The organism is Kitasatospora phosalacinea (assembly GCF_030268885.1).
GTDB lineage: Bacteria > Actinomycetota > Actinomycetes > Streptomycetales > Streptomycetaceae > Kitasatospora > Kitasatospora phosalacinea_C.
Genome location: NZ_BSSA01000006.1, coordinates 140,043 through 153,020, shown reverse-complemented (window position 1 = coordinate 153,020; position 12,978 = coordinate 140,043). Strand labels below are relative to the sequence as shown.

At 76.4% G+C, this 12,978-nt stretch carries 12 protein-coding genes; 9 read left to right on the top strand and 3 right to left on the bottom strand.

The window, feature by feature from the left end:
* The first annotated feature begins 40 nt into the window (after nt 1–40).
* The gene (locus tag QSK52_RS11570) at nt 41–1,027 is read left to right on the top strand and encodes a LysR family transcriptional regulator (RefSeq protein ID WP_285735879.1); all 987 of its coding nucleotides are present in this window, start codon (nt 41–43) and stop codon (nt 1,025–1,027) included.
* Between the two features lie 84 nt (nt 1,028–1,111).
* On the opposite strand, the gene QSK52_RS11565 is transcribed toward QSK52_RS11570, so the two are convergent.
* The gene (locus QSK52_RS11565) at nt 1,112–1,744 is read right to left on the bottom strand and encodes a YceI family protein (protein WP_285735878.1); all 633 of its coding nucleotides are present in this window, start codon (nt 1,742–1,744) and stop codon (nt 1,112–1,114) included.
* Between the two features lie 261 nt (nt 1,745–2,005).
* On the opposite strand from QSK52_RS11565, the gene QSK52_RS11560 reads away from it, so the two are divergent.
* The 4 genes from QSK52_RS11560 (at nt 2,006) to QSK52_RS11545 (ending at nt 8,188) form a co-directional block, all read left to right on the top strand.
* A complete protein-coding gene (locus tag QSK52_RS11560) occupies nt 2,006–3,070 on the top strand; it encodes an ATP-binding protein (protein ID WP_285735877.1) in 1,065 nt (354 codons plus the stop codon).
* A complete protein-coding gene (locus QSK52_RS11555) occupies nt 3,067–4,887 on the top strand; it encodes a vWA domain-containing protein (RefSeq protein WP_435053221.1) in 1,821 nt (606 codons plus the stop codon). Before QSK52_RS11560 ends, QSK52_RS11555 begins: the two co-directional genes overlap by 4 nt.
* A gap of 84 nt (nt 4,888–4,971) precedes the next feature.
* The gene (locus QSK52_RS11550) at nt 4,972–8,028 is read left to right on the top strand and encodes a DEAD/DEAH box helicase (protein WP_285735876.1); all 3,057 of its coding nucleotides are present in this window, start codon (nt 4,972–4,974) and stop codon (nt 8,026–8,028) included.
* 4 nt (nt 8,029–8,032) lie between these two features.
* Complete coding sequence (locus QSK52_RS11545; RefSeq protein ID WP_285735875.1) at nt 8,033–8,188, top strand: hypothetical protein; 156 nt, start codon at nt 8,033–8,035, stop codon at nt 8,186–8,188.
* A 182-nt stretch (nt 8,189–8,370) separates the two neighbouring features.
* On the opposite strand, the gene QSK52_RS11540 is transcribed toward QSK52_RS11545, so the two are convergent.
* Together QSK52_RS11540 and QSK52_RS11535 are read right to left on the bottom strand one after the other, a co-directional pair.
* Entirely contained in the window at nt 8,371–9,195 is an 825-nt protein-coding gene (locus tag QSK52_RS11540) for an alpha/beta fold hydrolase (protein WP_285735874.1), read from the bottom strand.
* 54 nt (nt 9,196–9,249) lie between these two features.
* On the bottom strand, nt 9,250–9,867 hold the full coding sequence (locus tag QSK52_RS11535) for an HAD family hydrolase (RefSeq protein ID WP_285735873.1): 618 nt from the start codon (nt 9,865–9,867) through the stop codon (nt 9,250–9,252).
* A 319-nt stretch (nt 9,868–10,186) separates the two neighbouring features.
* Here QSK52_RS11535 and QSK52_RS11530 point away from each other — a divergent pair, with 319 nt between their 5' ends.
* The 4 genes from QSK52_RS11530 to QSK52_RS11515 all read left to right on the top strand — a co-directional run bounded on the left by QSK52_RS11530 (nt 10,187) and on the right by QSK52_RS11515 (nt 12,922).
* Nucleotides 10,187–11,416, top strand: a complete 1,230-nt coding sequence (locus QSK52_RS11530; RefSeq protein ID WP_285735872.1) for a hypothetical protein — start codon at nt 10,187–10,189, stop codon at nt 11,414–11,416.
* A 43-nt stretch (nt 11,417–11,459) separates the two neighbouring features.
* The gene (locus QSK52_RS11525; RefSeq protein WP_285735871.1) at nt 11,460–11,843 is read left to right on the top strand and encodes a helix-turn-helix domain-containing protein; all 384 of its coding nucleotides are present in this window, start codon (nt 11,460–11,462) and stop codon (nt 11,841–11,843) included.
* A 100-nt stretch (nt 11,844–11,943) separates the two neighbouring features.
* The gene (locus tag QSK52_RS11520; protein WP_285735870.1) at nt 11,944–12,483 is read left to right on the top strand and encodes a hypothetical protein; all 540 of its coding nucleotides are present in this window, start codon (nt 11,944–11,946) and stop codon (nt 12,481–12,483) included.
* A 103-nt stretch (nt 12,484–12,586) separates the two neighbouring features.
* Nucleotides 12,587–12,922: a DUF2516 family protein gene (locus tag QSK52_RS11515; RefSeq protein WP_285735869.1), complete on the top strand. Its 336-nt coding sequence runs from the start codon at nt 12,587–12,589 to the stop codon at nt 12,920–12,922.
* The last annotated feature ends 56 nt before the right edge of the window (nt 12,923–12,978 follow it).

Here is a 12,978-nt window from a genome sequence, read left to right as displayed (position 1 = left end):
CTCCGCCGGATTCACCGCTTCCTGTTGTTAATCTTCGGGGGTGCCCCGCGACCTCCACCCCCGCCTGCTGCGCAGCTTCGCCGCCGTCGCCGAGACCCTGCACTTCGGCCGCGCCGCCGAACGCCTGCACCTGGCCCAGCAGGCGGTCAGCCGCGACGTCCAGGCGCTGGAGCGGGAGTTGGGCTGCGTGCTGCTGCACCGCTCCACCCGCAGCGTCGAGTTGACCGAGGCGGGCGCCGCGCTGCTCCCCAAGGCGCGCCACCTGCTGGAGCTGCAGGCCGAGATCACCGCGTTCGGCGAGACCCGGGCGCTGCTGGTCGACCTCAACAGCCAGGACTGGGGCCCGGACTCCGCCGCCGAACGGGTGCTCTCCGCGGCCCGCCGGCACTGCCCGGAGGCCGAACTGCTGGCCCGCTACTGCGGCGGACTCACCGCCGCCGCACGGGAGTTGGCCGCCCACCGACTGGACGCCTCGTTCGGCCGGTACGCCGGACTGCCTGCCGCCGACCGGGCCCGGCTGGTGCACCTGCCCGTCCGGCTGGAGCCGATGGCGGTCTTCCTGCCGCTGGAGCACCCGCTGGCCGCGCGGCCCGCCGTCCCGCTGGCCGCGCTCGCCGGGCACCCGGTGGACGTGCTCGCCGGACAGCCCGCCACCGCCGAGTGGACCGACCTCGGCCTGCGGCTGCTCGCCGCGCACGGCCTGACCGCCGCGCCCGCCCGTACCCCGCCGGTCGGCGCCGCCGAGTTCGCCCGCTACCTGGCCCGGCACGGCAGCCCGGTGCTGACCTCCGCCGGGGCGCACGGCGTCCCCGGCGCGGTGGCCCGACCGCTGGTCGATCCGGTGCCGCTCAGCCTGGTCGGCCTGGTGCACCGCCCGGGCGTCCGCCATCCGGGGCTGGCCGCGCTGCGCGGCTGCGCCGCCGAACTCGCCGCCGCCGAGGGCTGGTTGACCCGTCCGGCGGGCAGTTGGCTGCCGCCCGAGGACGCGGCGCTGCTCTCCGGTCGAGGGTCCGGGAGCGGTGGTTGAGGCCCGGGAACGGCGGCGCCCCCGCCGAGGGGGACGGCGGGGGCGGTACCGGGGAGGCCGAACGGGCGGCCCGGGCAGGCGGGTTCAGGAGGCTCGCACGGCGGAGACGTCCAGCGTCAGCTTGACCTTCTCGCCGATCAGCACGCCGCCGGTCTCCAGCGCGGCGTTGTAGGTCAGGCCCCAGGCGGTGCGGTCGACGCTGGTGCCGCCCTCGAAGCCGACCCGGTTGGCGCCGTACACGTCGGTGGCCGCGCCGGTGAACTCCAGGTCGAGGGTGACCGGGCGGGTGGTGCCCTTGATGGTGAGGTCGCCGTGCAGGCGGTAGGTGTCGCCGTCGACCCGCTCGGCGGAGGTCGACTTGAAGGTGATCTCCGGGTACGCGGCGGCGTCGAAGAAGTCGCCGGTGCGCAGGTGCTCGTCGCGCTGGGCCTGGCCGGTGCTGATCGAGGCGACCTTGATCACCAGCTCGGCGGTGGACGCGGCCGGGTTGCTGCCGTCCAGGTGCAGCCTGCCCTCGTACTCGGCGAACTCGCCGCGGACGTTGGTGACCATCGCGTGCCGGACCGCGAAGCCGATCTTGGAGTGGGCGGCGTCGATGGTGTAGTCGCCGGTCAGGTGGGCCAGGTCCGGGCCCTGGACGGCGGCCGGGACGGCGACGGTGGCGGCGGCCGGGGCGGCGACGGTGGCGGTGTTCTTGCTGCGGTTGAAGATGCCCATGGCTTCTCTCCTCGGTACGGGGGTCGAAGCCGTTTGTTGAGGCTTCAACTTGTTCACGTGCTCCACCGTACGCCGATCTGGTTCAACTTTCAACCACAAAGTTGAAAGTTGTTCTAAGTTCCGGTGGGAGGGCGCCGCGCACAGCGTTGTCCCCAGCCTGTGGACAACCGCCGCGGTGCCGCGGAAAACCGGGTGCGCCCGCCCGCCGCGCCGTTCACACTGGCCGCCGGACCCCCGAACCCCACCCGCCTTGGGAGAGTTGTGCAGTCTGCCGTCACCGTGTCGCCGTCCCAGGTCCCCGAGCTGCTGCTCGGCCTCGCCACCGTGCGGCCGGTGTTCCTCTGGGGCGCGCCCGGCATCGGCAAGTCCTCGCTGGTCAACCAGTTCGCCGAGTCGCTCGGCCTGGAGTGCGTCTCGCTGCTCGGCACCCAGCTCGCCCCCGAGGACCTGATCGGCGTCCCGCAGCTCACCCCCGAGGGCCGCTCCCGGTTCTGCCCGCCCGAGAACATCGCCCGCGACCAGCCGTACTGCCTCTTCCTGGACGAGCTGAACGCCGCCACCCCCGACGTCCAGAAGGCCTTCTACTCGCTGATCCTCGACCGCCGGATCGGGAACTACGAACTGCCGCCCGGCTCGATCGTGATCGGCGCGGGCAACCGCGCCACCGACGGCGCGCTCGCCCGCCCGATGCCGTCCGCGCTGCTCAACCGCCTGGTCCACGTCCACCTGCGGGCCAGCTCCGACGACTGGCTCGGCTGGGCCGCCGGGCACGGCATCCACCCGTGGGTCCTCGACCACCTCACCGACCGGCCCGACCACCTGTGGTCCGCCCCGCCGAAGACCGAGGAACCGTTCTCCACCCCGCGCGCCTGGCACATGCTCTCCGACGCGCTGCACTCCTTCGGCCCCGGCCTCGGCGAGGACACCCTGAAGGTGATCGCCCACGGCCTGCTCACCCCCGCCCACGCCGTCGCCTTCTGCGGCTACGTCAAGATCGTCCGCAACGCCTACGGGCTGGACGCGATCCTGAAGGGCGACGCCTCCTGGCCGCACCGCGTCGAGGACCGCGACCTGCTCTACTACCTCGCCGACTCCTTCCGCGGCCGCCTGGTCAAGGAGCTGCCCGCCCGCAAGGAGCACGCCTCGCCGACCGTCCGCCAGCACGCGTACCGCTCCAAGTCACTGCTGGTGCAGCTCGCCGAGATCTCCGTCGAGGTCGCCCAGACCGTCATCGCCGACGGCCCCGACGGCAACCCCGTGCTGCCGTCCTGGTTCCTGATCGAGGCCGCCCGCGACCTGCCCCGCCTGGTCGAGGCCCGCCGGTGAGCGGCCGCCGCCGGGCCGCCGGGCCGGAGAAGACCGCCAAGCCCGACCCGGTCAAGGCCGCGTTCACCGCCGGGCTGGCCGCGGTCCACGGCAACCCCGCGCTCGACGCCGTCCCCGCCGGGCTGTGCGTCCGGGACGAGGACGACTGCCCGCTGCACCCCGCCACCGGCTGGGTCGTCGCCGACTCGCACGGCACCCTGCACCACAACCGGCGCCGCCGCGCCGAACCCGAGGAGTGGGCCTGGGCCCTCGCCCACGCCCTGCTCCACCTCGGCTTCGGCCACCTCCCCGCCGCCCGCGGCCCCCGCACCCCGCCCGACGCCGCCGACCTCGCCGCCCGCTGCGCCGTCGTCAACCGCTTCCTGCACACCTTCCCGATCGGCCGCGCCCCCGACGACCTGCCCGGCAGCTGGCCCGGCGGCGACGAGGAGGAGCTCGCCGCCCGCTGGCGCCGCGACGGCGTCCCGCCCGAGTACCGCGCCTGCGGCACCGGCGGCGACCGGCCCGACCAGCACCTCACGCCCTGGACCGCCCGCCAGGACCCGGAGGACTGGACCCTCGCCTTCGCCCACGCCCTCACCCGCACCGTCTCCGCCGCCATGGACGTCGCCGCCGGCCGCCGCGAGACCCTCGACGGCGACCGCCTCCCGCAGCGCCCCTGGGAACGCGCCCTCGGCTGGTTCGTCGCCCACTACCCCCTGCTCGGCGGCCTCGCCGCCGGACTCACCCTCGTCGCCGACGCCGAACTCGCCCGCGCCCACGGCATCGCGATCGCCGCCGTCAACGCCGAGGCGGGCGAGATCTACCTCAACCCGCTGCGCCACCACACCGACGAGGAGTGGCGCTTCGTCCTCGCCCACGAGATGCTGCACGCCGCCCTCCGCCACGGCGACCGGACCGGCGGCCGCGACCCCTACCTGTTCAACGTCGCCGCCGACTACGTCATCAACGGCTGGCTGCTGGAGATGGGCGTCGGCGAGATGCCCGAAGGGCTGCTCCACGACCCCGAGCTGAAGGGCCTGTCCGCCGAGGAGGTCTACGACCGGATCGCCCGCGACCAGCGCCGCCTGCGCCGCCTCGCCACCCTGCGCGGCAAGGGCCTCGGCGACGTCCTCGGCGAACCGCTGCCCCGCCCGGGCGGACGCGGCTACGTCGACCTCGACGACTTCTACCGGCGCGGCCTCCAGCAGGGCTTCGACCTGCACGTCCGCGACCGCGGCCTGCTGCCCGCCGGACTGGTCGAGGAGATCCGCGCCCTCGCCCAGCCGCCGCTGCCCTGGGACGCCCGGCTCGCCCGCTGGTTCGACGAGCACGTCCCCCGCCCCGAACCGCTGCGCTCCTACGCCCGCCCCTCCCGCCGCCAGTCCGCCAGCCCCGACGTTCCGCGCGCCGGGCGCCACCACCCGTACGAGGAGACCCCGCGCTGCACCTTCGGCGTGCTGCTCGACACCTCCGGCTCGATGGACCGCACCCTGCTCGGCAAGGCGATCGGTGCGATCGCCTCCTACGCCGCCGCCCGCGACGTCCCCGCCGCCCGGGTCGTCTACTGCGACGCCGCGCCCCACGACGCGGGCTACCTGCCGGTCGCCGAACTCGCCGGCCGGGTCCGGGTCCGCGGCCGCGGCGGCACCGTCCTGCAACCCGGCGTCGACCTGCTCGCCCGCGCCCCCGACTTCCCGGCCACCGCGCCCCTGCTGATCATCACCGACACCGACTGCGACGTCCTGCGCGTCCCGCGCCGCGAGCACGCCTACCTCGTCCCGCGCGGCGCGACCCTCCCGTTCACCCCGCGCGGGCCGGTGTTCCACCTGAGCTGAGGGCCCCCGGCCTCGCGTCCTGCGGACGTGTCGGCGGGCCGATCTACGCTGGAGGGTCCATGTGCCCGCCACCGGAGGTCCCCGATGTACGTCCTGCACGCCCAGTGGCGGGTCGACGGGCGGCTCGGGGTGTGGGCGGAGGACGGCGGGGCGTTCACCGGGCGCGGGCGGGAGGGCTCGCGGCACCCGTACGCCTGCCCGGCCGCCGAGGTCGCGGCGCTGCTGCGGGCGGTCGGGCCCGGCCCGGCGTGGCTGGCGGAGCGCGGCGACGAGCGGTGGCTGACCCTGCGGCTGCCGACGCTCGGCTCCCGGCCGACGCCCTCGCCCGACCTGCCGGTGGGCTCCACCGCGCGGGGGCCGGAACTGCGGCCCTGGCGCGTCCCGGCGCTGCTGTTCGACCTGCCGGAGGCCGCGCAGCTGCTCGGCGAGCTGTTCGACCCGTACTGGCCGGGCACCACCGTCGAGCTGCCCGGCGGCCGGGCGGTGGAGCTCGCGTACGGGGCGTCGCTGCGCTGGCTGACCGGCGTGCACGACCTGGCCTGGCGGCTGGCGGGGCGCGGCCGGGTGCTGCCCGCGCTGGTCGCGGAGCCCGGCGGGTGGGCGGCGCGCTGGCGGCCCGCGCACGATCCGGCCAGCCGCCGGGAGGCCCGCGCGCTGGCGGCCGGGTGCCCGCCGGTCGCCCGCGCCGAGGACGGGCACGAGCCCACCGGCGGCGCCCTGTTCGCGACCGTGCTGGAGGCCCTCACCGACCACGAGACCCGGGTCGCGCTGGGGGAGGACGCCCCGGAGCTGCCCGGCGGCCCCGCCTGGGTGGCCGCGCTGCGCGGCCCCGACGGGCGGCTGCCCGCCCCGCCCGACCCCGCGCAGGTCGCCCGGCTGGCCGCCGGTGCGGCAGGCACCGAGCCGCTGGGCCTGGTCCGGCTGGCCTTCCGCCTCACCGAACCGCTCGGCACCGCCGACGACGACCCGGACGCCACCGTCGTGGACGAGAACTGGCGGCTGGACGTGCTGCTGGGCCCGGTCGACCGGCCCTCGCTGCTGCTGCCCGCCGCCGAACTCTGGTCCGCCGGACCGGGCGCGGCCGCGCTGGCCCGGACGGTCGACGACCCGGTCGCGGCGTACCTCGCCGAACTCGACCGCGCCGCCCGCCTGTTGCCCGAGCTGCGGGCCGCCCTGCACCGCACCCGCCCCACCGGGATCGACCTCGACCGGGCCGGAGCGCTCGCCTTCCTGCGCGACACCGCCCCCGCGCTCGCCGCCGCCGGGCACGGCGTCCTGCTGCCCGCCTGGTGGCAGCGCCGCCCCCGGCTCGGCCTCGCCGCCACCGCGCGCACCACCGCCCCCAGCTCCGTCCGGCGCGCCGCCCAGGCCGACCGGGACGCCCTGCTGGACTTCCGCTGGCAGCTCGCCGTCGGCCGGCAAACGCTCACCCAGCAGGAGGTGGACGAACTCGCGGCCGCCCAGGCGGGCCTGGTCCGGTTCCGCGGCCGGTGGATCGAGGTGGACGCCGGACAGCTCGCCGCCGCCCTGCGCTTCCTCGCCGCCCGCCGCGACGACCCGCAGCTCGACGCCGCCGCCCTGCTCCGCCTCGCCGCCACCGACGGCGCCGTCGTCGACGGCCTCCCGGTCACCGCCGTGCACGCCGACGGCCCGCTCGGCGAGCTGCTGGCCGGGCGCCTCGGCCGCCTCCCCGGCGCCCGCCGCACCCCGCCCCCGCCCGGCTTCACCGGCGCCCTGCGCCCGTACCAGGAACGCGGACTGGCCTGGCTGGACGCCCTCGGACGGCTCGGCCTCGGCGCCGTCCTCGCCGACGACATGGGCCTCGGCAAGACCGTCCAGACCCTCGCCCTGCTCGCCCTCGAACACGCCCGGGGCGCCCGCGGCCCCGTCCTGCTGGTCTGCCCCACCTCGCTGGTCGGCAACTGGCAGCGCGAGGCCGCCCGCTTCGCCCCCCGGCTGCGCGTCCAGCTCCACCACGGCCCCGACCGCACCGCCCCCGACCCCGCCGCCGACCTGGTGATCACCACCTACGGCGTCCTCCAGCGGGACGCCGCCGCGCTGCGCGCCGTCCACTGGCGGCGGGTCGTCGCCGACGAGGCCCAGCACGCCAAGAACCGCGCCGCCCGCCAGTCCCGCGCCCTGCGCTCGCTGCGCTCCGGCCCCCGGATCGCCCTCACCGGCACCCCCGTGGAGAACCGCCTCGCCGAACTCCACACCGTCCTCGACTTCGCCAACCCCGGCCTGTTCGGCACCCCCGAGTCCTTCCGCGAGCGCTACGCCGTCCCGATCGAGCGGTCCGGCAACCGGGACGCCGCCGCCGCGCTCCAGCGGCTCACCGCGCCCTTCCTGCTGCGCCGCCTCAAGAGCGACCCCGAGATCGGCCAACAGCTGCCCGCCAAGCAGGAGTTCACCGTCCGCTGCAACCTCACCCCCGAACAGGCCGGGCTCTACCAGGCCGTCGTCGCCGACCTGCTCGGCCGCCTCGGCGGCATCCGCGGCGTCGAACGCAAGGGCGCCGTGCTGGCGGCCCTCGGCCGGCTGAAGCAGGTCTGCAACCACCCGGCCCAACTCCTGCGCGACCGCTCGCCGTTGGGCGGGCGCTCCGGCAAGGTCGAACGCCTGGTCGCGCTGCTGCAGGAGGCCCTGGCGGAGGGCGACCGGGCCCTCGTCTTCACCCAGTACGCCGAGTTCGGCGCCCTGCTCCAGCCCCACCTGCGCCGCCGCCTGGGCACCCCCGTCCTCCACCTGCACGGCGGCCTCACCGCGCCGCGCCGCCAGGAACTCGTCGACCGCTTCCAGGACCCGGACGGGCCGGGGGTGTTCCTGCTCTCCCTGAAGGCGGGCGGCACCGGGCTCAACCTCACCGCCGCCAACCAGGTCGTCCACCTCGACCGCTGGTGGAACCCCGCCACCGAGGACCAGGCCACCGACCGGGCCCACCGCATCGGCCAGCAGCGCGACGTCCAGGTCCGCAGGCTGGTGTGCACCGGCACCGTCGAAGAACGCATCGCCGAACTGATCGACAGCAAGCGGGAGTTGGCGGACGCGGTGGTCGGCGCCGGCGAGCACTGGCTGACCGAGCTCCCCACCGAGCAGCTCCGCGAACTCCTCACCCTCTCCGCCGACGCGACCGGAGCCTGAAGCCGTGGACCAGCCGATCGACCAGTGCCTCGACACCTTCTGGCAGGGCGAGTTCACCCTGCGCCCCGCACCCCCCGAGCCGCCCGCCCCCGCCCTCCCCGACCTCGCCCCCGACCTCGCGCACCTCCTCGCCCCGCTCTACCGGCACCTCACGGAGTAGGGCTCCGCGCGAGGGCCCCGTCAGGGGCTCGGGGGACGGCGAGTCCGAGCTGCTGGGCCGGAGCCCGTCGAGGTGTCCGTGCGGCTTCGGGCCGTGGGAGCAAGAGCCCGAAGCCACCGCACGCGCGGGCAGTGAACTGCCCCGGCAGCCCCGAGCCCGCCGTTCCCCGGGCCCCTGACCGTTCAGGCGTCCTCCAGGAACTTCCCCACCAGCGCGGCGAACCCGTCCGGGTCCTCCACCCACGGCCGGTGGCCCACCCCCGGCAGGACGGCGAGCCGGGAGTCCGGGTGCAGGGCGGCGGCCAGCCGCGCCGGGGCGGTGCCGATCATCCCGTCCCGCTCACCGGCGACCACCAGCACCGGCGCCGCCACCGGCCGGGGCGCGGCCCCGTTCGCGTAGAACGCCTCCCGCATCCAGGGCGCGGCGGGCACCAGCTCCGGGGCGAAGGCCGCCGCGCGGGCCCGCTCGTTCCAGGTGCCCCAGAAGAACGGCGTGATCCGCCGGACCAGCTCCGCCGGATCTCCCGCACCGGCGGCCAGCAGGGCCTCCGCCTCGGCCGCGTCCGGGTACCAGGGCTCGGCCGAGCGGGCCGCCCGGATCGCGGCGAGTTCCGCCGGGTCGGGCTCCCGGGCGGCCCGGCCGACCGGGGTGACCAGCACCAACGACCGTACCCGGTGCGGGAATTCGGCGGCGTAGTGCTGCGCGGTGAGGGCGCCCGCGGAGTGGCCGAGCAGGTCGATGCGGTCCGCGCCGAGGTGTTCCCTCAGGGCCTCGACGTCCGCGGCCTGGGCGGAGAACGCGCAGCTCGCCCGGTCGACGGGCGTCGCCGAGCGGCCGCAGCCCCGCGGGTCGAGCCGGACCAGCCGCCGGTGGGCGTCCAGCCCGCCGAGGGTGCCGAGGTAGCGGGCGTCCGCGCCGGGGCCGCCGGGGATCGCCACCAGGGGCGGGCCGTCGCCGAGTTGTTCGTAGTGGAGGGTCGTTCCGTCGTACCCGGAGAAGATCGTCATGGCCCGGATGGTGGCACGCCCCGGCCGGGTGCGGCAGAGGATTTCGCGGGCCGGTCAGAGCAGGCCGTGCCCGCCGAGCGCCGCGCGCAGCCCGGCCGCCCCGCGGTGGTGGTGGCCGGACATGCCGAGGGCGGCCGCGGCCGCGAGGTGGCCCGCGGTGTCGTCCACGAACAGGCAGTCGTGGGGCGGGAGCCCGGCGCGTTCGGCGGCCGCGAGGTAGATCCGCGGGTCGGGCTTGGCCGCGCCGACCCGGGCGGAGTTGACCACCGCGTCGACGGCGCGGTCCAACCCGAGCGCGGCGAGGTCGGCCTCCAGTGCGGTGGTGCCGTTGGAGACCAGCACCACCGGGACGCCGCCCCGCCGCACCGCGGCGACCAGGGCCAGCACCTCCGCGTCCACCCGGAACGGCTGCCGCCCCCAGCCCGCCACCGCCGCCCGCGCCCGCTCCGCCGATCCGCACCCGGCCGCCAGGTCCTCGGCGACCGCGGCCCGCCACTCCTCGTCGCTGACCCGCCCGGTGACGGCGGGCAGCAGCCGCTCCGGCCGGAACGCGGCCGCGGCGACGGTGCCGGGCGCGAAGCCGTGCGCCAGGTCGACGTCCGCCAGGTCCGCCCAGATCCGCAGCACCCCGTCCAGGTCGCACAGCACCGCACCGATCCGCCGCTCCGCCATCCCGCCCGGCCCTCCCGTTCCCGTTGCCGTGCCCGTGCCCGTTGCCCGCGCCCGTTCCCTGGGCCCGTTTCCGACCGGCGTGACCGCTTCGGTCGGTGAAGTCCCGTCCCGGCGAGGCCAGTTCGCCACGACCACCCTACTTCTCCGTATGGCAACCACCCGCACCGCGGGGCACAACCACCCCCATGCCCCTGCGCCCCCGGCATCCGCGCACGCTGCTCGCGTTCGCCGCGCTGCTCGACGCCTCGATCGACCGGATCGCCGAACTGGTCTCGGACGCACGGGAGTTCGACCGCGCCGAGGCCACCGGCTGGCGGACGTGTGGGACAACAACACCCACGCCCTGTTCGGGGCCGTCACCGCCCCCACCCGCTGGGCCCGCGAGCACCGCGCCCGCCGGGCCGTCCGCTGGCTGGCCGACCTCGGCAACCGGCGCCGGGCCTGGGTGGTGGAGCGGACCGCCGCCGCGGGCGTCCCGGTCGAACGCCTCCTGCTCCCGCCCGTGCCCGAGCCCGCCCACCTGCGCTACTGGGGCGACACCATCGACACCCGGTTCGCCGACCTCGACCCGGAGTCCGCCGCCTGGCCGGCCGCCGAGTACGACCTGCCGGGCGCCGAGTTCCGACGGCTGGCGGTCGAACGCCCCGGCTCCGGCGCGCCGTACGCCCGGATCGTCTTCGCCCTGCCGCGCCGGTACCGCCAGGCCGCCCGGGGCCCGACCGAACTCGCCCTGCACCTGCCGGAGTTGACCGGCCTGCGGTTCGCCGGCCCGGACGTCGCCGGGCTGTTCCCGCAGGCCGGGCCGGACGGGGTGGTGCTGGGCCCGGGGGCGGGCGGCGAACTGCGCGGCCCGGCCGCGTCCCTCGAACTCACCGATCTGCACTGGGAGTCCTCCCCGACCGGCCGCCGTTACGCGGCCGCCCACCCGGAACGCGCCGACCCCCGGATCCGCAGGGCCCGGGGCCCGTACTGGTGGGCGTCGGAGCCGGGCGGACGGGCGGAGGAGGCGGCCCGGGTGCTGCGCGCGGCGATGCTCGGGATCCGGATGGTCGGCCACAGCAGCGTCGTGCACCGCACGCCCGTCGCCGCGATCGCCGCCGGGCTGTCCGGCGCGGGCCGCCGGATCCTGGACGCCGGGGCGGTTCGCGGCCGGCCCGAACAGGACGCCGCCTTCCGCGCCCTGACCGCGCAGTGGCTCCACCGCGGCGGCCCCGACCTCGTCCGGGAGGTTCGCGACCACCTCCCCGGCGACCTGTTCCCCGGTGACCTGCTCCCCGCCGACCACGCCTGCCCGGACGGGCCCCGGCCCGAACCCGTCCCGCCGCGCCCGGTCCCGTCCACCCTGATGCTGCTGCACCACGGGGCCGCCCACCACGACCCCGCCCCCGCCCCGTCCTTCCTGCAGTTCCAGCTCGCCCAGGCCGCCGGAGGCCCGGATACCCCCTGGCAGTTGGCCGGTCACCGCCTCGAACACCCCGCCGTCCTGCACCTCACCCTGGACGCCTTCCACCGCCCCGCCGTCCCGGACGTCACCCCCGGCCGCCGCTAGCAGGCTGCTTGCAATTGCAAGCAGGGCGGTGCAGACTGCCCGTATGGCGTCACTGAACGTGGGCTCGCTCGGCGAGTACATCCGGGAGCAGCGGCGGAGCGCGCAGTACTCGCTGCGGCAGCTGGCCGAGGCCGCCGGGGTGTCCAACCCGTACCTGAGCCAGATCGAGCGCGGGCTGCGCAAGCCCAGCGCGGAGATCCTCCAGCAGATCGCCAAGGCGCTGCGGATCTCGGCGGAGACGCTCTACGTGCAGGCCGGGATCCTGGAGGAGCGGGACGGCGAGGGGCCCGGCCTGCGGGCCGCGATCCTGGCCGACCCGCTGATCAACGAGCGGCAGAAGCAGGCCCTGCTGTCGGTCTACGAGGCGTTCCTGAAGGAGAACCAGCCCGCCCGCCCGCCCGGCCCCGCCGGGTCGGAGGACGAGTAGGCCGAGCACGAGCAGAACGAGCGGGCCCGGACGACCGGACCCGCGTGACCGAGCCCCGCGCGACCCGACCGCGCGGCGCCCCCGACCGGGAGGAACCGACATGCCGATCAGCGACGAGCTCAAGAAGACCCTCACCGACCCGACCCCGCTGTACGCCCTGGCCGGCGCGGGCGACCTCGCCTACGAGAAGCTCCGCGAGGTGCCCGCCCAGCTGGAGGCGCTCGCCGCGGACCGCAAGGGCACCCAGGAGAAGGCCGCCGCCGCCCTGCAGGACGCGGGCGCCGCCCTGGCCGGCGCGCAGGCCAAGGTCACCGAGGCGGTCACCGCCCTGCCCACCGACGTGAAGGAACTCCAGGCCAAGGCGCAGGAGTTCGCGATGCAGCAGGTCGGCCGGGCGCTGGAGTTCGCGGTGAAGGCCAAGGAGGTCTACGACGAACTGGCCGTCCGCGGCCGCACCGTGGTCGAGGCCGCCGGTGCCGCCCCGCAGGCCGCCGAGGACGGGGCCGCGGCCGAGGACGACGCGTCGGTCGAGGAGGTCGTGACCGCCGAGGTCGTGGTGGACGAGGAGCCCGCCGCGCCGAAGCCCACCGCCAAGAAGGCCCCCCGGGCCCGCAAGGGCGGCGCGTCCGCGGCGGAGTGAGACGCGGCGCGCGGCGGAGCGGCGGCCGGAACGCCGCGCCGACGCGGGCCGTTGACTGGGGTGACGGCCGTGCCAGGATGGAGGAAAGAGTGAGGAGCCCAAGGTGATCCTGTACGTCGACCTCCTTAACCCGTTCTGGTGGATCGCCACCGCGATCATCTGCTTCAAGGTGTTCGCGCTCGGTGACGCCGTGTTCCGCCGGGAGGACGCGTACCGGGCGGCGGACAAGAAGACCAAGGGCTTCTGGGTGATCGTCCTGAGCCTGTCGCTGGGCTGGGACCTGCTCTTCGGTGCCAACCCGATCACCGGCCTGATGACGCTGGTCGGCCTGGTCGCCTCGATCGTCTACGTGGTGGACGTCCGCCCCGCGATCAAGCTGCTCACCGACGGCCGCGGCCGCGGCGGGCGCAGCAACCAGGGCCCGTACGGCCCCTGGTGACGGAGCGGCAGCGAGAACGCCGGAAGGGCGGCCCCCGCGCGGGGGCCGCCCTTCCG